The sequence below is a fragment of the Nostoc sp. genome (genome assembly GCF_036918245.1).
In the GTDB taxonomy this organism is placed as follows: domain Bacteria; phylum Cyanobacteriota; class Cyanobacteriia; order Cyanobacteriales; family Nostocaceae; genus Nostoc.
The window spans coordinates 1-18,823 of the sequence record NZ_JBALEF010000023.1; the positions used below are offsets into that span (position 1 = coordinate 1).

The following is an 18,823-nucleotide window of genomic DNA, read 5'->3' on the forward strand; positions in this document are numbered from 1 at the left end:
ATAAATCCTAGTCAATTCTCCCAATCATTAGTTCTTATGTACTAAATAGATCCGTTTCTTTGGGGTGTGACAGTTATGGGTGCGGAATGTGGGTTTTAATGACTGGACTTATCTACAAAAAGAATCAGAAGAGCATACAGAAGAAACGACTAAGCCTTCCTGTATCCTCTTTTTAGATGAAGACCACCACAAACCATCATTTCTAATTACTAAGATAAAAGATAAATTTTATTCGATAGTGAATATTTTAAATTCGCAGTATGGTCATATAAAAATGTTAGAATACAATGATTTATTAAAAAGATTTGAAAAAGATTTCAAGGATTTTATTAGTTTTGCAAGTTATAATAGCATTTGCATTGAACTATCAAACGAAGATATTGGATTAGATGAAATTAATTACATCTCCAAAAGCAAGAGAATCTTTTGAAAGATACTTGAGACGATTTCCGTTAAGTTATCATCCCAACGATATTGAACGGCTGGATTTTTTTATTTGTGCTGCTTCGCGTTTTTGTAAAAAAAAGATAAATACTGAGTTAATCGAGCAATATCTTGTTGAGGATCTAAACTGGCCTCAAAAAGATGCAAAGTGGTGTCGTAATAGAATTGACGTTGGATTAGAAATTTTGAAAGTAAATAAACAATTCTATTCATACTATATTTAATTTAAAGAATGACAAGCTTGATTTACCTAGATTATGAGTACCCTAAAGGAAGTAGAACTCGCTGTTAGTCAACTTTCACCAGAGGATTTAGCTGCTTTTCGTGCCTGGTTTGCGGAATTCGATGCAGTAGCCTGGGATAAACAGATTGAAAAAGATGTGGCTGCTGGTCGGTTAGATGTATTGCCACAGAAAGCACTCAAACATCTGCGATAAGGGCGTTGTACTGATCTGTAAAACATCGAGTAACCACAGATTTTTGGTATTACTATCGCCAGTTACTAATTGATATCCAAGAGCTTGCTGATCGATGTTACGAGTTTCTTCGGGAAGATCCCAAATATCCATCATTGCATTTCAAAAAAGTCGGTCAGTTTTGGTCAGTGCGTATTGGTATATATTATCGGGCGCTTGCTGTAAAAGAAGATGATAATTTTGTATGGTTTTGGATTGGATCACATCCAGAGTATGACAGATTGCTAAGTGGTGGATAGCGTTCTAACATTGCCTAAGAGCAGCCTAACTGATCACTCATAGTACAAAGTATGGAACTATACTTAATTCGTCATGGCATCGCCGAAGACAAGGGATTAGGCATCAAAGATGAAGAGCGCAGCCTTACCAAAGAAGGAAGGCAAAAAACTGAGAAAGTTGCCCAGAAACTTGTTAAATTAGGTTTAAACTTTGATTTAATTCTTACCAGTCCCTTAGTGCGTGCCCGCCAAACGGCTGAAATCCTAATAGCAGAAAAACTAAGCTCCCAGTTAGAGGAATCTAGCCACCTCGCCCACGATGGTCAAATTTCTAGTTGGCTAAAAGACTGGTTAGAACCAAGAAATTATTCCCAAAATACCCAACTGGCGCTGGTTGGACACGAACCTGATTTGACCAGTTGGGCTGAAATTCTCCTGTGGGGAGAAGTCAAAGCAAGCTTAGTCTTGAAAAAAGCAGGTATGATTGGGATAAAACTACCAGAAACAGGTTCTGCTCTGGGTCGTAGTCAGATGTTTTGGTTGACACCACCCAAGTACCTGCTATAACAGTTTTTCAACATTTTCGATTGTTGTTAGAACGGCTACTGTTATGGCGACAATAAATTTCTGGTAAGTTAGCTTGATCAGATATTTCACAAAGCGAATGGTGTTGCCATGATGGTGTGCGAATACAAGCCTGGTTTAGAAGGCATTCCCGCCGCTCAATCAAGTATCAGCTATGTTGATGGGCAAAAGGGAATACTAGAATATCGTGGCATTAGGATTGAGGAATTAGCAGAAAAAAGTACATTCTTAGAAACTGCTTATCTCTTAATCTGGGGTAAACTGCCAAGCAAGGAAGAACTGGAAACATTTGAGCATGAAGTTCGTTACCACCGACGGATAAAGTACCGCATTCGGGACATGATGAAATGCTTTCCAGAAAGCGGTCATCCAATGGATGCCTTGCAAGCCTCCGCTGCTGCTTTAGGCTTGTTTTATTCGCTCCGCGATTTACATAATCCTGTCTATATTCGAGATTCGGTGGTGCGCCTGATAGCAACCATTCCCACAATGGTGGCGGCGTTCCAACTGATGCGAAAAGGCAATGATCCGGTACGTCCCCGTGATGACTTAGACTACTCCGCCAACTTTCTATACATGCTCGATGAGAAAGAACCCGATCCTCTGATGGCGCGAGTTTTTGATATCTGCTTGATACTTCAGGTCGAACATACAATGAATGCTTCCACTTTCAGTGCCAGGGTGACAGCTTCCACCTTGACCGATCCTTATGCTGTGGTTGCTAGTGCTGTGGGAACTTTGGGTGGGCCTCTGCATGGTGGAGCCAATGAAGAAGTAATTCAGATGTTGGAAAAAATTGGCTCTGTGGAAAATGTCCGTCCCTACATAGAGCATTGTCTGGAAACTAAATCTAAGATTATGGGCTTTGGACATCGTGTCTATAAAGTTAAAGACCCACGAGCCACAATTTTACAAGGACTAGCAGAGCAACTGTTTGAGAAGTTTGGCCATGACAAGTTCTATGACATTGCTCAAGAAATGGAACGAGTGGTAGAGGAAAAACTCGGTAGCAAGGGGATTTATCCCAATATTGACTTTTATTCCGGTTTGGTGTATAGAAAGATGGGGATTCCCACAGACTTGTTTACGCCAATATTTGCGATCGCTCGTGTTGCCGGTTGGCTAGCCCACTGGAAAGAACAACTAGCAGAAAACCGGATTTTCCGTCCTACCCAGGTTTACAACGGTCATCACGAAGTAACTTATACCCCCATTGACCAGCGGTAAATGGGCATAGGGCATAGGGCATGGGGCATAGTTATTCCCCTTGTCCTCTCATCCTATATCCACTCAATAGCGAATCTCAATGCCAACCATAAGTAGAAGTTCTCATCTCGCTTCAGGGTGGTCAAACCATCCAACGATATACTAGGCATGGGAATTGGCAACAAATCTTCAATCGGGCGTCATCACAGCAAAAATTAAAAATGGGTGAATTTACAGGTATTAATTTAACTAATAGTTGTAACTCACCATGACTCGATGTCTTAAAGAGCGGAAACATGAATTCAGGAATTGACCTCCAAGGAACTTTTATTGAATCCCTCCGGGATTTAGGTATACCAGCAGGAACAGCCAAAGCGATTTGGATGCCGCTGCCAATGATACTGATGCTGATTGGGGCAACAGTGGGGGTATTAGTTGCTACTTGGCTAGAACGGAAAATTTCTGCCTCCGCACAGCAGCGAATTGGGCCAGAATACCAAGGACCTTTTGGGTTGCTGGTACCTGTAGCAGATGGTCTGAAGCTAGTATTTAAAGAAGATATTGTACCAGCCAAGTCTGACCCCTGGCTGTTTACCCTTGGGCCAATTATTGTTGTAATTCCGGTGTTTCTGTCGTTCCTGATTGTGCCCTTTGGACAGAATATCGTAATTAGCAACGTGGGCATGGGCGTATTCTTGTGGATTGCCTTGTCAAGCATTCAACCCATTGGTTTATTGATGGCAGGCTATGCATCTAATAACAAATACTCCCTCTTAGGGGGCTTGCGGGCAGCAGCGCAATCTATTAGTTATGAAATTCCTTTGGCGCTGGCGGTGTTAGCGATCGCTATGATGTCTAATAGCCTCAACACCGTTGATATTGTCAATCAACAGTCTGGCTACGGCATTCTGGGCTGGAACATTTGGCGACAACCAATCGGTTTTCTGATCTTTTGGATAGCCGCCCTCGCTGAATGCGAACGATTACCCTTTGACTTACCCGAAGCGGAAGAAGAAATCGTCGCAGGCTATCAGACTGAATACTCAGGTATGAAATTCGGTCTGTTCTACCTGGGTTCCTACGTTAACTTGATCCTTTCTTCCTTACTAGTAGCAATTCTCTACCTGGGCGGTTGGGACTTTCCTATTCCCCTCAACCTCATTGCTGGTTGGCTGGGAGTCAGTGAAGTAAATCCTGTGTTCCAGATAGTAACTGCGGCTTTGGGTATCATCATGACCGTGTTCAAAGCCTATTTACTAGTGTTTGTCGCCATCCTGTTGCGCTGGACAGTGCCACGGGTACGGATTGACCAACTGTTAGATTTAGGATGGAAGTTTTTGTTGCCAGTTGGTTTGGTTAATCTGCTATTAACCGCCGCCTTGAAACTAGCCTTTCCCTTCGCTTTTGGTGGTTAGTCATTAGTCATTAGTCATTAGTGAGCCAGCGCGGTTTTCTCCCAAAGGGAGAGGCTAGCGCCAAGGGGGTTTCCCCCATGAGTGACTGGCGTTAGCGTTCGCGCAGCGTCTCGTAGAGAAGCGGTAGCAACGCAGGAGCGTCACCCGTAAGGGTCATTAGTACAAATGACTAATGACCAAGGACGAAAGACAAGGGACAAATAACGCTGATAGCTTCAAAAGAGAGAGTGAAACACAATGCTAAAGTTCCTAAAACAAGTTGGTGATTACGCCAAAGAAACGGTACAAGCTGCGCGTTACATTGGTCAGGGACTTTCTGTCACCTTCGACCACATGCGGCGGCGTCCAATTACTGTACAGTACCCTTACGAAAAACTAATTCTTGGCGAACGGTTTCGCGGTAGGATTCACTTTGAATTTGATAAGTGCATCGCTTGCGAAGTTTGCGTTCGCGTTTGTCCAATTAACCTACCTGTAGTCGATTGGGAATTCGACAAAGCCAGCAAAAAGAAAAAACTCAACCACTACAGCATTGACTTTGGAGTTTGTATCTTTTGCGGTAATTGTGTGGAATTTTGCCCCACTAACTGTCTATCTATGACAGAAGAGTATGAGCTTTCCACTTACGATCGCCATGAATTGAACTATGACAGTGTAGCGCTAGGTCGTCTGCCCTATAAGGTAACAGATGACCCAATGGTTACACCACTGCGCGAACTAGTTTACCTACCCAAAGGCGTCCTCGAACCCCACGGACTGCCCGCAGATGCACCGCGTGCGGGTGCGCGTCCAGAAGACCTGGTAGAACAAACAGAAAAATAAATGTCATTTGTCATTTGTCCATTGTCCTTTCCTAATGACCAATGACCAATGACCAATGACCAATGACTAATGACCAATGACAATTGACTAAGGACAAAAAACAGTGAATCTAGCAGAAGGAGTACAGCTTGTATCGCTTGGCATACTGGGCGTGATGATGATTGGGGCGGCCATTGGTGTGGTGCTGTTCTCCAACATCGTCTATTCTGCCTTTTTGCTGGGGGGTGTGTTCATCAGCATAGCGGGAATGTACCTGTTGCTAAATGCTGATTTTGTTGCAGCTGCACAAATACTAATTTATGTTGGGGCGGTTAACGTGTTGATTTTGTTTGCCATTATGTTGGTGAACAAGCGAGAGAACTTTGTAGCATTTCCTAACTCATGGGTGCGTAAAGTACTTACGGGTGTAGTTAGTGTAGGATTGTTTGGTCTTTTAAGTACGATGGTTCTAGCTACTCCTTGGGCGTACTCAACTGCTCCTGTAGCGGGTGGTGAAAGTTCTATAGTTTTGATTGGAGAACATTTCTTCACTGACTTTTTACTACCTTTTGAACTGGCTTCCATTTTGCTGCTGATAGCGATGGTAGGAGCAATTATTTTGGCACGTCGTGAGTATTTGCCAGATCAACTGACACGATCCGATCTGGGGCAAACTGTTTTGACTTTGCAAGAACGCCCCAGAGAACTAATATCAACAACCAGCGAAACAAAAGAGTAATATTTGCGACCTGAATCGCAGATAAACAGCCAGCTTTTTCAGGAGGGATACCCAGATTCATGCAACTCCAGTACTTTTTATTACTAGCAGCAGCTTTATTCTGCATCGGCATCTACGGTTTAATTACCAGCCGCAACGCTGTGCGGGTGCTGATGTCAATTGAATTACTGCTCAATGCTGTTAATCTGAATTTAATGGCATTTTCCAACTTCCTCGACTCAACATTAATTAAGGGTCAGGTTTTCACAGTATTTGTGATTACCGTGGCCGCAGCCGAGGCGGCGGTGGGTTTAGCGATCGTGCTGGCCATTTATCGCAACCGCGATACCGTCGATATGGAGCAGTTTAATCTCCTGAAATGGTAATTGTGCGTGCAACTCAAGCAGGTAATCATTGCTTATAAAGCGCGGGATGCCCGGAGTAAAGAATGGGCAGAAATCTGTGCTAAACAACTAGAAAGCCGCGATTGCCAAGTGTTGATGGGGCCTAGCGGGCCGAAAGACAACCCCTATCCAGTCTTTTTGGCTTCGGCGGGTCAACCAATCGATCTCGCTTTGGTACTCGGTGGCGATGGTACTGTTTTAACCAGTGCTAGACATTTAGCCCCGGCTGGCATCCCAATTCTGGGAGTGAATGTGGGAGGTCATCTGGGGTTTTTAACTGAGTCAGTGGAAGAGTTTCAGGATACAGAGAAAGTTTGGGATCGGCTGTTTGAGGATCGCTATGCTATCCAACGACGGATGATGTTGCAAGCTGCGGTGTATGAGGGTCATGGATCTAATTTAGAACCAGTGAGCGAACGTTACCTGGCTTTGAATGAATTCTGTGTCAAACCCGCCTCCGCTGACCGAATGATCACCTCAATTCTGGAAATGGAAATCGACGGTGAGGTAGTCGATCAATACGTCGGGGATGGGTTGATTATTTCCACTCCTACAGGTTCCACAGGTTATACCGTTTCTGCTAATGGGCCAATTATGCATGATGGTATGGAGGCGCTTACCATCACTCCTATTTGTGCAATGAGCCTTTCTAGTCGTCCCCTCGTTTTACCCCCTGGTTCTGTGGTGAGTATTTGGCCTTTGGGGGATTACGATTTGAGTACCAAGCTGTGGACAGATGGGGTTTTAGGGACTTCAATTTGGCCCGGACACCGTGTTGATGTGCGGATGGCAGAGTGTCGGGCTAAATTTATTATTTTGCGCGAGAACAATTCCTACTATCAGACGCTACGGGAGAAGTTGTTGTGGGCAGGTACAAGGGTTCACTACAGCAATAATCACCGTAATTAATTAAGTATTTTAGAGTGCATTTATCACAGATTGCGATCGCGTACCCATCCGCCGCAGGCATCGCAACCAAAATTGCCCAAGCCCTTGGATTCATCCGGGGGCTTTCTGCTCTGATGGTGACTTTCTTTGCTGATAACGTTTATTGGTGACAATTTAGAATGATGTAAAAAAAGTCAAGTAGGGAAAGCCTCCTTTGCTTCCACCTCTTCTTAACTCCGCCGCAACTGTTTCTTTAAGGCTTCTGGCACATTCACTGCTGTATCAAGTCCTTCCACATTTTCCCAGTTTGTATTTTCATCCCAGTCCATATCTCCCCAACTCTTCTGGCTGAGATTTGCGCGGCTGAGGTTTGCGCCCCAGAGGTCTGCACCGCTAAGGTTTGCGCCTTTGAGATTTGCGCCACTGAGGTCTGCGCGGCTGAGATTTGCGCCTTTGAGATTTGCGCCACTGAGGTCTGCGCGGCTGAGATTTACGTAGCTAAGGTCTAAGAAGATAAGGTTTGCGCGGCTGAGATTTGCGCCGCTGAGGTTTGCTTCGCCAAGGTCTGCGCCTCTGAAGTTTGCACCGCTGAGGTTTGCTTCGCCAAGAACTGCGAAGAAAAGGTTTGCACCAATGAGGTTTGCGCCGCTGAGGTTTGCGCCGCTGAGGTTTGCGCGACTGAGGTTTGCACCATAGAGGCTTGCAGCACTGAGGCTTGCGTAGCTGAGATTTGCACCTTTGAGGCTGGCGCCGCCAAAGTATGCGCCACTGAGGTTTGCGTAGCTGAGGTTTGCTTCGCTAAGGTTTGTGAGGCCAAAGTATGCGCCACTGAGATTTGCGTAGCTGAGGTTTGCTTCGCTAAGGTTTGCACCTTTGAGGTCTGCGCCGCTAAGGTTGGTGTCGCTGAGGAATTGCCCAACTACACTATTAAAAGTTCCAAGCTGAAAGCAATCACTGTAATTGATGACACGAGTTAATTGGTATTCTTCAAAATTGTCTGCACCAGTTTGACCAGACGGATAGAAGACAATTTCTTGTTTGAGATCATCTCGCCCTTTAGCATAACGGTGCAACTCCAAAAGCAAAATCATCACATTCAACCCAGCATAAATATCCACCTCACGCTGACCTAGCCCTTGAATCCCATACTGTTGCAACTGTTGTAGCTTTTTCTGAGGCAAAGTCTGTTTCGCAGAGTCAATAAATTTCCCTATACACCAGTTATGGTAAAAATTTTCTAAGCGTTTAAATAATTGCTCCCAAGAGAAATCTTGTTTTTCAGTAAGCAGCCTCATCAAATATTCCACAATTTCTGGTGTGAGTCTGCCAAAACCCAGCAAATCATAAATTTGCCAATTCATTTCGCCTTCGAGAATAACTAGTTGTCTTCCGTCTTCTGTTTCTTCGTATTGTGTCCACGCTTTCAGGTGTTCAGCGGCTTCCAAAACTGCCTTGCCAGTCTCAACTGTGGTGTTCAGACTCTCTTCTATTGAGAAGGATTGCTGAAACTTCTGCCAGGTTTGCGATAAACGCTTGTTCATTCACTGGGACTCGTATAATTACTGGTTATTTAGAGTTTAGTGTAAAATTTGGGGTTGATGGGTGTGGGAAAAATGACGTAGACGCGCAGCGGCTTGCCGTAGGCTACCACAGAGGCGCAGAGGACACGGAGTCAGAGAAAAGGCGATCGCAATTAAGCTTGAGTTTTACCTTTCCCGTTGTCCCCTTCATCCGCCTCATCTCAATTCAGTCCCAGTTCTTCCTTCAACGCCTCCGGTATATTAACTGCTGTCTCTAATCCCCGCACACCTTCCCACTGCTGCTTTTTACCCCAGATCATTTCTTCTAGATTGGCGTCGCTAAGGTCTGCACCACCCAGAATGGCGTAACTGAGGTTGCTATGGCTAAGATCCGCGCCGTTGAGGATAGCACCACTGAGGTTACTGCCACTGAGGTTAGCACTGTTAAGGTTGGCATAGCTGAAGTCTGTGCCAAAGAGGATGGCGTCGGTGAGGTCAGCACCACTGAGGTCGGCGTCGTTGAGACTCACGCCGCTGAGATCAGCTTCGTTGAGAATCACCTGACTCAGGTCTACGCCGCTGAGGTCGGCACCTAAGAACATTGCACCGTTAAGTCTGGCATTGTTAAGTTTGGCACCGTTAAGTTTGGCATAGCTGAGGTCTGCGGCAACAAGGATAGCATTGCTGAGGTTGGTACTGAAAAGAATTGTGTCACTGAGGTTAGTACCGTTGAGGATGGCGTAACTCAAATCAGCACCACTGAGGTCGGCGCGGCAAAGGTCGGCATGGCTAAGGCTGACGCTATTAAGATTGGCTTCACTCAGATTTGCACCGAAAAGGATGGCGTTACTTAGGTCAGCATGGCTAAGGTTAGTGCTGCTAAGGTCGGCGCGGTTGAGGTCGGCGTGGCTAAGGTCGGCACGGCTAAGGTTGGTATTGCTAAGGTCGGCGCGGTTGAGGTCGGTGCGGCTAAGGTTGGCACAGCTAAGGTTAGCACCGCTGAGGTTGGTGCTACTGAGGTCGGCACCGCTGAGGTTAACACCGCTGAGGTTGGCACCGCTGAGGTTGGCATCGCCGAGGTTGGCACCGCTAAGGTTAGCACCGCTGAAGTTTACGCCAGTTAAGTTGGCATCGCCGAGATAAGCAAGGCTTAGGTCAGCACCACTAAAATCTGCCCCTGTAAGGTTGGCATCGCCGAGGTAAGCATTGCGAAAGTTACCGCCTTTAAGGAATTGTCCAACTATACTACTAAAGTTACCAATTTCCAGGGCATCGCTATAATTGATAATCCGCAGCAGTTGGGATGTGAAAAAATTGTCTGTGTCCGGTTGCGCAGATGCATAGAAGGTGATTTTTTGTTTGAGTTCTTCTCGCCCTTGGGCGTAACGGTGTAACTCTAATAATAAAATCAGTACGTTCAGCCCTGTATATATGTCTACCTGTCTCAACCCGATCGCAATATTTTGTGCCGCTAGCTTTAACCTTGTTTTCTGAGGCAGGTTATCATCTGGTGTCCCATCGATAAATTCCCCGTGACACCAGCGACGATAAAAATCTTCTAGCCGCCAAAAAAGCAATTTTGGACGAATTTTTTGACCAGTCACAACCAATTCCATTAGTTGCTTGACTATTTCAGGTTTCAGGGCACCATTGCCCAATAAATCATAAATCTCTTCATACATCTGGCGATCGCATACTTTAAAGCAAAACCCAGTGAGTAAAGTGCCCAATGTGCGATCGTCTATCTGAGAAGTCAAACCGTTCTTTGGTATTGTCCATTTTTCTAAGCTTTTTTGCAATCTTGGAGAGTACAAATATTCCTGCAAATTATCTTCAGCAAATCTAACGCTTTTGTCTGGTTCTTTAATATTTTTTCCTAGAGTTAAAACTGCTTCTGTTTCTGGCGATGTGGTCTTTGGCATCTCTTGTAACCTTGTACCCCTCACATAATTTCTCAGCAGCTGCCAGACTTGAGATAAATATGTTGACATTTTTGTTTCCGTTGTTACATTTAAATAACTGTTTTTGATAATCCTGAATTAAAAACTTTTCTATGCTAGTTTGGTTTGCATTCCCAACAATCAATAGTATAAATAAATACTATAGTAAAAAAATCATAAGTTGGCGATGTTAACGACAGACTACTTCTGATGAATTTGCCAACAGCGTTCCTGGATGGCGCCCTCTTGCTCACCTGTTGTAGCCTTAAGCTTCTTCTCATGATGTAAACAAAGTGTTAACTTAAAAATTCTTTCAAAAATTAAGTAATTCCACGGTTTGGCTAATTTGTGAGGCTTTTTCCCCATAAATTTACTAGTCTGATGTAAAAATCATACTTACTGTTTGTCAGAGATACAATTGTTAGGAAAAATCCTACACTAAAACAGCACAACAAAGCTGAAAAATGGCAACTAAAATTTAACTTGAAAGTTTGTTGCCTAATATAAAGCAGCTAAGAGAGAGAATCGGCAGAGGGCAGGCTATTTGGCTTTGCAAAAGTTAAAAATTAACGAGAGATAGTTATCAGGTCATGAATGCGATGAACAGATTAACCTTTTATATGATTTTGTTACATAGTTTGTTTTTAGGGATAGCGACAGCTAGCGCTAAGTCACCGTTTGTTAACAATGTTGATACAGATTTGTCAGCTAACCAAATCGTTGTAGAAGATGTGGTTACAGCCAGAAATGAAAAAAAATCCCATAGTCAGTTATCGACAGAAACTTCTTCAACTAAAATCTCAGCTTTATCATTAAAAGATATTAGTACTCCTCAGAAACAGAGGCTACCATCAGGGCAAATTTGGGTAGTTAATCAAAATAAACACGTACAGCCTCAACCGTTTATTTGGATAGTCAAAAACCTAAAAAAAGCAGGTCAGCAACCATTTTTACAAGTTGCAAAACCAGCAGAAAAACCGAATGCAAAGCCTAATCCTAGTGCTAAACCAGCAGCAAAGGATGATTTAGAGCCATTTAACGAAGTAATTAAAAACACCCAAAAGTCAGGGGGATTGTTCACCCTTTATCGCAATAAAGAAAAGAATAAAATTTATCTAGAAATTAAGCCAGAACAACTTAATAAAAATTACCTAGCTACGGCAACCCTGGAATCGGGTATTGGCGAACGGGGTATTTACAGTGGTATGCCTCTGCAAGATTTTTTGTTTTATTTCCAACGGGTGGATGATAAACTACACTTTGTCATCCGTAATGTGAATTTTCGCACTCGTGAGGGAGATCCCCAGGTGCGATCGCTGACGCGATCTTTTAGTGACTCTGTTCTCTACACCATTTCCATTAAAAGCATTCATCCAGAACGCAAAACTCTTCTCATTGACTTGGGAGATTTGTTACTCACAGACTTAGCTGGATTATCTGCAAGTTTAGGAGTCCCCGCAAGCACAGACCAGTCCTATTTTGGTACTGCTAAAGCCTTTCCCCAAAATTTAGAAGTCGAGTCAGTTTTGAATTACTCTGATAGCGCTGAACCCAACAGTGAAGTGGCAAACTTTGCTTCGCTAGCTGACAACCGTGGCTTTACCCTGCGCGTTCACTACAGTCTCTCCCAACTACCCGATCAAGATTATCGACCACGCCTTGCTGACGATCGCATCGGCTATTTCATCACCGCCTACCAAGATTTATCCAAAGACGACGATCGCGGCGATTCTTTTGTCCGTTACGTAAATCGTTGGCATTTAGAAAAACAAGACCCGAAAGCAGTCATTTCTCGTCCCAAAAAACCGATTGTCTTCTGGATTGATAACGCTGTACCCTTAGAGTACCGCGATGCCATGAAAGAAGGCGTTCTCATGTGGAACAAAGCCTTTCTCAAAGCTGGATTCAAGGATGCAATTGAAGTCCGCCAAATGCCAGATGATGCTACCTGGGACCCGGCAGATATTCGTTACAACACGATTCGCTGGATTAACACAGTCGATGGATACTTTGCGATGGGGCCATCCCGCGTTAACCCATTGACAGGGGAAATTTTGGATGCAGACATTCTCGTAGATGCTAGCTTTGTCCGGGCACTCAAAAGTGAATATCGCAAAATCATCCAACCCAGCCAAACAGAAAATCGCACTACTTTATCAGCTTTGATGCAAAATCGTCTACTTTGCGCCAATGGTTTAGATGCGAAAAACAATGGTCTACCCCAGAAGATGCAAGGACAAGAGGGGTTGTTGAGTCGTTTATCGAAAATGGCAGGCGAATACGATTTATGCTATGGGATGGAAGCTGCTAACCAGTTTGCCTTTGGTTCACTGGCAATGTCACTGCTGCCTGATACTATGGCTACTCCAGACCAGGTGAAAGACTATATTAATCAATATTTACGTTTAATCATCGCTCACGAAGTTGGACATACTCTTGGTTTACGTCATAACTTCCGTGGTAGTACACTGCTACCACCACAGCAGATGAATAATACAGAAATTACCAAAAATAAAGGTCTGACAACTTCTGTCATGGACTATATTCCCCCCAATATTGCCCCTCAAGGTACAAAACAAGGAGATTATTTTCCTAGTATGGTGGGGCCTTATGATGAATGGGCAATTAAGTACGGCTATACAACAATTCAGACATCAACTCCTATAGCAGAAAAGCCAATTTTGGAGGAAATTGCTGCACAATCCTACAAGCCAGAGTTGAGTTATTCCACAGATGAAGATGTATACGATCTTGACCCAACTGCTGATGCTTGGGATAACAGCGGTAATGTGCTGCTTTATTCTCAGTGGCAGTTGAATAATTCGCGGCTGATGTGGGAACGTATTGATAAGCGTTTCCCAATGGCTGGTGATAGTTACAGCGATGTCAGCGAACGTTTTAGCACAGTATTGGGTAACTATTTCCAGCAAATATATTTCACCACAAAATACATCGGGGGACAATCTTTCTATCGCATTCACCCCAGTGAAATACCTTCGGAGAAAGTCTCTGGAGTCCCCCAACACCGATTACCATTTGAACCAGTACCTGTTGAAGAACAACGGCAAGCTTTAGAAACGCTACAAAAATATGTATTTGCAGAAGATGCCCTCAGTTTTTCACCAGAATTACTGAATAAATTGGCACCTTCCCGTTGGCGACATTGGGGTAGTTCTCCTCGAGTTGGTCGTTTGGATTTTCCCATTCATGACTTGGTGCTACTGATGCAGGGTTCTGTGTTGCGAGATTTACTCTCAGGCGATCGCCTCTCTCGTCTCAAGGATATTGAACTCAAAACTCCCGAAGGAAAAGCACTGACTCTGCCAGAACTATTTGACACTTTACAGTCGGGTATTTGGACGGAAGTCATCCAACCAAAAGCTAAACCGATGAAGATCGCCAGCTTGCGGCGAGGCTTGCAGCGTCAGTATTTGGACATTTTGACTGGTATGGTATTGCGAAAAGAAAATGTTCCAGAAGATGCTCGCACTCTAGCTTGGTATAAACTCAAACAGCTTGATGAGAAACTTAAGGGAGTTAGTTCTGAGGATGAATATACCAAAGCGCACTTATTAGAAACACGCGATCGCATCGAGAAAGTCTTGAATGCACCGTTGCAAACAAATTAAAAAAGTTAGGAATTGGCACTTTCAGAGACCATTTATAAAGTAAATCTTTAGTTTGGCGTTTACGTCCGCAAAACTCAGCTTACCGCAATCATTGCCGTACACTTCCCACGCCAGTTGCTTCAAGTCGGGCTTTGCCCGCCCAACGCACTGGCTCCCTTTTTTCTAGTCGTTTTCAGCGACTGACTGTCTGCTGCGATGCCTACGGCGAGCTTTGCTAACGGAGTTGGTTGGACTGACCTACCCATTTGTTCCCGAACCTGGTTACGTAGTGTGTGGTTCAATTCTTGCCAAACTCCTTGTTTGTGCCATTTCCGGTAGTAACTATAAACCGTCGAGCTTAGAGGAAAGTCACGCCTGTTGCATGTCCCATTGACAACCTGTTTTCAAGTGGTAGTAGATGGCATTGCATACTTTGCGCATATCAGTTGTGCGCGGATGTCCACCGGACTTAGCTGGTGGAATTAAGGGAGCTAGAATAGCCCATTCTGAGTCACTCAGGTCGGTAGAATAAGCCTTTCGAGTCATTGAACGCTACGTAAATGCACTATCTCAAAAGTATCTTATCGTTATCATTTCATTTGATTAGCCACTTTTAGATTTACTTTATAAATAGCCTCTTAGCTGCAACTTCAACAAAATGTCTTAAAATTTATCGCAATGCAACTCAAATTTAGGCAGTGTCTAGACCAAGAAACCAGGTATCCGCTCAATAAATCGGGGCGAACTACCAGTTCAGGAACGAGTTTACGCCATTTGAGCCTTGTCACTGAGCGATTTACCCCGAATTATTGAGCGGTTACGAAACCAGTGTAAGTACATGCTACATTTATTTGAACTACCTATCTAGGGTTTCTCCCCGCTGGCAGGGCTACTCATAGATGACACCTCTGCCAGCGAATATTTCTGAATCAAACTTATAACCGAGGGGATTGATATGGCAGACATTATTGGAGACAACACGAATAACACTCTAATTGGCACGTTTGAGAATGACGCTATCCTTGGTCAGGGCGGTGATGATAACCTCTTTGGTCGGGGCGGCAATGATGACCTCTTGGGTGGGGCTGGCAATGACTCGCTTAATGGCGAGGACGGCAATGACCTTCTCAATGGTGAGGACGGCGAGAACACCCTGCTTGGTGGGTTCGGCGATGATGTCCTCCTTGGTGGATCTGGCAATGACCTTCTCGATGGCGAGGAGGACGACGATCAACTCCTTGGCAAAGGCGGTGACGACACCCTGCTTGGTGGGTTCGGTAATGATGTTTTCCTTGCTGGATCTGGCAATGACCTTCTCGAAGGCGGGGACGGAAATGACCGACTTGCTGGAGAAGACGATAAAGACCAACTCTTTGGCGGGGAAGGGGTTGACACGCTCAATGGCGGGGCTGGCGATGACCAGATTGATGGCGAGGATGGCAATGACAACTTGATTGGTGAGGCTGGCGATGACACCCTCCTTGGCGGGGCTGGCGATGACCGACTAGAAGCAGGGGACGGGGATGACAAAATCTTTGGTGGGACTGGCAATGATACTGCTGACTATTCAAATACCACTGTTGGTGTCACCGTTAACCTAGCGACTGGAACTGCCAGTGGAGGGGCTGGGAATGATGTCCTATTTAATATCGAACAAGTCTTTGGTTCTGGTTTCAGCGACATTCTAACTGGTGGGCGCGGTAATGACACCCTCTTTGGTAGAGGTGGCAATGACCTGCTTGATGGTGGAGTTGGCAATGACCTGCTTGATGGCGAGGAAGGCAACGATATTGTCCGTGGTGGGGCTGGCGATGACACCTTGCGTGGTGGAACTGGCAATAATCAACTCTTGGGTGGAGCTGGTGTTGATACTGCTGATTATTTCAGTGCCACTGCCGGAGTCACGATTAACCTTGCCACTGGAACCGCTACAGGGCAGGGCAGGAATGATGTGCTGTTGGAGATTGAAAGAATCGTTGGTTCTAGGTTCAATGACACTATCTTGGGCGGAGCTGGCAATGACTTCTTCCTCAGTGGTGGGGACGGGAATGACTTTGTCAATGGTGAGGCTGGTAATGACCGCCTCTTTGGCGATAACGGCAATGACACCCTCCTTGGCGGGACTAACGACGACTTTATCAATGGCGGGTACGGCAATGACTCCCTGCTTGGCGGTAGCGGCATTGACATCCTGCTTGGTGGGGCTGGCAATGACATCCTGCTTGGTGAGGACGGGAGTGACACTCTCATTAGTAGAGAAGGCAATGACTCCCTGCTTGGCGGCAGCGGCAATGACATTCTGCTTGGTGGGGACGGCGACGACCAACTCCAAGGTGGAGGCGGGGATGACCAACTCTTTGGTGGGACTGGCATTGATACTGCTGATTATTTAAATGCCACTGCCGGAGTCACCGTTGACCTTGGCACTGGAACTGCCAGTGGGGGAGATGGGAATGATGTCCTGTTCAATATCGAGCAAGTCTTTGGTTCTAGTTTTAACGACTCCCTGATTGGAGGAGGCAGCAGTGATACCCTCTTTGGCAGAGGCGGCAATGACACCTTGCTTGGTGGGGATAGTGATGACTTTCTTGATGGTCAGGAAGGTAATGACCTCGTCTTGGGCGAGGATGGGAATGACAGCCTGTTTGGCGGGGCTGGCAATGACCAAATCGAAGGAGGGGAAGGCGATGACACCCTCCGTGGCGGGGTCGGCAATGACACTCTCCTTGGAGGGCCTGGAAATGATGTCCTCATAGGCGTTGATACTAACGGTTCTGATTCTCCTGGATTAGGGGAGGTTGATACCCTAACTGGAGGGCCTGGGGAAGATCAGTTCTTACTTGGAGATGCTACTAATGTCTTCTATGACGATAACAACAGTGGAAGTAGTGGTTTGGCAGACTACGCTACCATCAGTGGCTTCAACTCCAACGAAGATACAATCCAGCTCAAAGGAACACTGGCAGACTATCGCTTGCAGACTGTGGGAGCCGATACAAGGGTATTTCTGGACAACTCAGGAGAGCTAGATGAACTCGTTGGTGTTGTGCAAGCATCGCCTCTGAAGCTTGATAGTGACGACTTCCTGTTCTACGAGAAAGAAGATGCTGGACAAGGGACAAACAACACACTAGCCACTGCTGAGAAGCTAGGTACTTTAACATCAGGTTCAGAAGTTAATACCTCTGCTCAACTGGCAAGACTTCCAGGGAACAATCCTGATTTCGACTTTTTCACATTTTCTTTAGCTAACCCAGGAACTGTGACTATTAGCACGCCGAATTACAGTGGTAGCTTTCCAGTTCTCGGCCTATTTAATAGTGCTGGGAACTTACAGAGTTCCAGTACTTCTCTATCAATCACCGCTTCACTAGGGGCAGGTACTTACTCCATTTCAGTAAGTGATTATGATTACTTCCCTCAAAATGGCGGAACTTTCAGTTCTGGCTTTTTTGACCCTGGTTCTTATACGCTAGGAGTCACTCTAGTCTAAAGACAAATGGTACTAAGAAAAGCGGAAACAGTTGCCAATTAAGAAGTTTGCAGTTGTTTACGTAATTCTTGTCGAGGTTTTGTCATGAAGGGGTAAGCTTTGGGGCGGCGTTTTTGAACTCGTGGTTCCCTGCCTGCGGGACGGTCAGTAACGACTTTATGAACGATAATTTTGATTGTTCTGCTCATCCATCATTACTATCCGCTCAATAAATCGCGGCGAACTACCAGTTCAGGAACGAGTTTATGCCATTTGAGCCTTGTCACTGAGCGATTTACCCCGGATTATTGAGCGGTTACCTTAATTGCATCAGCTTCACAGGCAAATCTTTCTTGAGACAACTTTTTTAAATCAATTTTATTTTTCTCTTCAGCTTTCGTGATTTTTTTAGCTAGCTTCTCTAAATCTGATTTTTTCCTGGCTTGGCTCTGTACACTAACCATCTTTGTTCTATTCCCCCATAAGTGATATTTTTAACTCCAAATGAATATCCTGATAACTCACTTTTAACAAATTCTGATTACGCAGTATTTGCTACTAATAATTGTGCTGATTTCACAGTCCCTGGGACTCTACATAACCATGTCATTTTGGACATTAATTTGATATTGTCTTCTGTGTAGAGGGCGGCATCAGCTAGTATTAAACTATCCACTTCTATCTGTTTTTTATAATCAACTGCTATTTGACCAAAGCTAGATGAATCTGTTTGATTTACCGATGCTGATTTGAAAAATATTGGGATATCTCCATATCCAGAACAGATTAGTTCTATCAGAAATTGTTTTAAGTCTGGCCGATGGTCACGAGAGTATCCGTGGGTAATATTTATCGCTTGTGCTGATTCTTTTTTTTGTTGGCGAATTTTCGCTTTCACCATTTTCAAATATTACCTCTGGTAATTTTACATTATATTCTCCATGTACATGCATTGATGAAGAATCTAAGTGTGATGTCGCTAAGGATACTTGAAATTTATTTACTGCTTCTAAGCTAATTGCTAAAAATATTGTATCTATAGGATTAGTATTTGATTTCTGAAAAAACTCCGTACATCTGGAGAGATAGAAAATCAAAGGTAGTGTTTCGGATAAACCACTCAAACAT

Annotated in this window: 16 protein-coding genes and 2 pseudogenes; 13 read left to right on the forward strand and 5 right to left on the reverse strand. The window is 44.6% G+C overall.

Annotation, left to right across the window (positions count from 1 at the left end; genetic code table 11):
• The first annotated feature begins 389 nt into the window (after positions 1-389).
• From V7L12_RS05400 to V7L12_RS05450, 11 genes are all read left to right on the forward strand, one after another.
• On the forward strand, positions 390-668 hold the full coding sequence (locus tag V7L12_RS05400; RefSeq protein ID WP_335082781.1) for a hypothetical protein: 279 nt from the start codon (positions 390-392) through the stop codon (positions 666-668).
• 33 nt (positions 669-701) lie between these two features.
• Complete coding sequence (locus tag V7L12_RS05405; RefSeq protein ID WP_335082783.1) at positions 702-881, forward strand: hypothetical protein; 180 nt, start codon at positions 702-704, stop codon at positions 879-881.
• A 68-nt stretch (positions 882-949) separates the two neighbouring features.
• Positions 950-1,159 (forward strand): ParE family toxin-like protein, encoded by a 210-nt coding sequence (locus tag V7L12_RS05410; protein ID WP_323203633.1) that lies wholly within the window; start codon positions 950-952, stop codon positions 1,157-1,159.
• A gap of 51 nt (positions 1,160-1,210) precedes the next feature.
• On the forward strand, positions 1,211-1,705 hold the full coding sequence (sixA, locus tag V7L12_RS05415) for a phosphohistidine phosphatase SixA (RefSeq protein ID WP_335082785.1): 495 nt from the start codon (positions 1,211-1,213) through the stop codon (positions 1,703-1,705).
• A gap of 108 nt (positions 1,706-1,813) precedes the next feature.
• On the forward strand, positions 1,814-2,950 hold the full coding sequence (locus V7L12_RS05420) for a citrate synthase (protein ID WP_292775063.1): 1,137 nt from the start codon (positions 1,814-1,816) through the stop codon (positions 2,948-2,950).
• 275 nt (positions 2,951-3,225) lie between these two features.
• Positions 3,226-4,344 carry an NADH-quinone oxidoreductase subunit NuoH gene (gene nuoH, locus V7L12_RS05425; RefSeq protein ID WP_334817656.1) on the forward strand — a complete coding sequence of 373 codons (1,119 nt, stop codon included), beginning with the start codon at positions 3,226-3,228 and terminating at the stop codon, positions 4,342-4,344.
• A gap of 237 nt (positions 4,345-4,581) precedes the next feature.
• Entirely contained in the window at positions 4,582-5,166 is a 585-nt protein-coding gene (gene ndhI / locus V7L12_RS05430) for an NAD(P)H-quinone oxidoreductase subunit I (protein WP_273763572.1), read from the forward strand.
• Positions 5,167-5,269: 103 nt separating this feature from the next.
• Entirely contained in the window at positions 5,270-5,884 is a 615-nt protein-coding gene (locus V7L12_RS05435; protein WP_334817658.1) for an NADH-quinone oxidoreductase subunit J, read from the forward strand.
• A 59-nt stretch (positions 5,885-5,943) separates the two neighbouring features.
• Positions 5,944-6,249, forward strand: coding sequence for an NADH-quinone oxidoreductase subunit NuoK (nuoK, locus tag V7L12_RS05440; RefSeq protein WP_006199065.1), 306 nt, complete (start codon positions 5,944-5,946; stop codon positions 6,247-6,249).
• A 6-nt stretch (positions 6,250-6,255) separates the two neighbouring features.
• A complete protein-coding gene (locus V7L12_RS05445; protein ID WP_292775069.1) occupies positions 6,256-7,176 on the forward strand; it encodes an NAD(+) kinase in 921 nt (306 codons plus the stop codon).
• 14 nt (positions 7,177-7,190) lie between these two features.
• Complete coding sequence (locus V7L12_RS05450; protein ID WP_335082787.1) at positions 7,191-7,325, forward strand: hypothetical protein; 135 nt, start codon at positions 7,191-7,193, stop codon at positions 7,323-7,325.
• 60 nt (positions 7,326-7,385) lie between these two features.
• Here V7L12_RS05450 and V7L12_RS05455 read toward each other — a convergent pair whose 3' ends face one another.
• The gene (locus tag V7L12_RS05455; protein WP_335082789.1) at positions 7,386-8,696 is read right to left on the reverse strand and encodes a pentapeptide repeat-containing protein; all 1,311 of its coding nucleotides are present in this window, start codon (positions 8,694-8,696) and stop codon (positions 7,386-7,388) included.
• A gap of 200 nt (positions 8,697-8,896) precedes the next feature.
• A complete protein-coding gene (locus V7L12_RS05460) occupies positions 8,897-10,666 on the reverse strand; it encodes a pentapeptide repeat-containing protein (RefSeq protein ID WP_335082791.1) in 1,770 nt (589 codons plus the stop codon).
• Positions 10,667-11,214: 548 nt separating this feature from the next.
• On the opposite strand from V7L12_RS05460, the gene V7L12_RS05465 reads away from it, so the two are divergent.
• Entirely contained in the window at positions 11,215-14,244 is a 3,030-nt protein-coding gene (locus V7L12_RS05465) for a zinc-dependent metalloprotease (protein ID WP_335082793.1), read from the forward strand.
• A gap of 152 nt (positions 14,245-14,396) precedes the next feature.
• Here the strand turns inward: V7L12_RS05465 and V7L12_RS05470 are convergent.
• Positions 14,397-14,769 (reverse strand): annotated as a pseudogene (locus V7L12_RS05470) (transposase); the annotation flags it as partial.
• A 409-nt stretch (positions 14,770-15,178) separates the two neighbouring features.
• Here V7L12_RS05470 and V7L12_RS05475 point away from each other — a divergent pair.
• Positions 15,179-17,716, forward strand: a complete 2,538-nt coding sequence (locus V7L12_RS05475; protein WP_335082795.1) for a calcium-binding protein — start codon at positions 15,179-15,181, stop codon at positions 17,714-17,716.
• A gap of 38 nt (positions 17,717-17,754) precedes the next feature.
• On the opposite strand, the gene V7L12_RS05480 is transcribed toward V7L12_RS05475, so the two are convergent.
• Both V7L12_RS05480 and V7L12_RS33105 read right to left on the reverse strand, forming a co-directional pair.
• A complete protein-coding gene (locus V7L12_RS05480) occupies positions 17,755-17,904 on the reverse strand; it encodes a hypothetical protein (protein WP_335082797.1) in 150 nt (49 codons plus the stop codon).
• 99 nt (positions 17,905-18,003) lie between these two features.
• A pseudogene (locus tag V7L12_RS33105) lies at positions 18,004-18,735 on the reverse strand (IS1634 family transposase); the annotation flags it as partial.
• Positions 18,736-18,823: the final 88 nt, after the last annotated feature.

Coding starts and splice junctions, on each gene's coding strand:
- V7L12_RS05400 (WP_335082781.1), top strand. CDS start 390: ATGAAATTAATTACATCTCCAAAAGCAAGAGAATCTTTTGAAAGATAC.
- V7L12_RS05405 (WP_335082783.1), top strand. CDS start 702: ATGAGTACCCTAAAGGAAGTAGAACTCGCTGTTAGTCAACTTTCACCA.
- sixA (WP_335082785.1), top strand. CDS start 1,211: ATGGAACTATACTTAATTCGTCATGGCATCGCCGAAGACAAGGGATTA.
- V7L12_RS05420 (WP_292775063.1), top strand. CDS start 1,814: ATGATGGTGTGCGAATACAAGCCTGGTTTAGAAGGCATTCCCGCCGCT.
- nuoH (WP_334817656.1), top strand. CDS start 3,226: ATGAATTCAGGAATTGACCTCCAAGGAACTTTTATTGAATCCCTCCGG.
- ndhI (WP_273763572.1), top strand. CDS start 4,582: ATGCTAAAGTTCCTAAAACAAGTTGGTGATTACGCCAAAGAAACGGTA.
- nuoK (WP_006199065.1), top strand. CDS start 5,944: ATGCAACTCCAGTACTTTTTATTACTAGCAGCAGCTTTATTCTGCATC.
- V7L12_RS05455 (WP_335082789.1), bottom strand. CDS start 8,696: ATGAACAAGCGTTTATCGCAAACCTGGCAGAAGTTTCAGCAATCCTTC.
- V7L12_RS05460 (WP_335082791.1), bottom strand. CDS start 10,666: ATGTCAACATATTTATCTCAAGTCTGGCAGCTGCTGAGAAATTATGTG.
- V7L12_RS05465 (WP_335082793.1), top strand. CDS start 11,215: ATGAACAGATTAACCTTTTATATGATTTTGTTACATAGTTTGTTTTTA.
- V7L12_RS05475 (WP_335082795.1), top strand. CDS start 15,179: ATGGCAGACATTATTGGAGACAACACGAATAACACTCTAATTGGCACG.
- V7L12_RS05480 (WP_335082797.1), bottom strand. CDS start 17,904: ATGAGCAGAACAATCAAAATTATCGTTCATAAAGTCGTTACTGACCGT.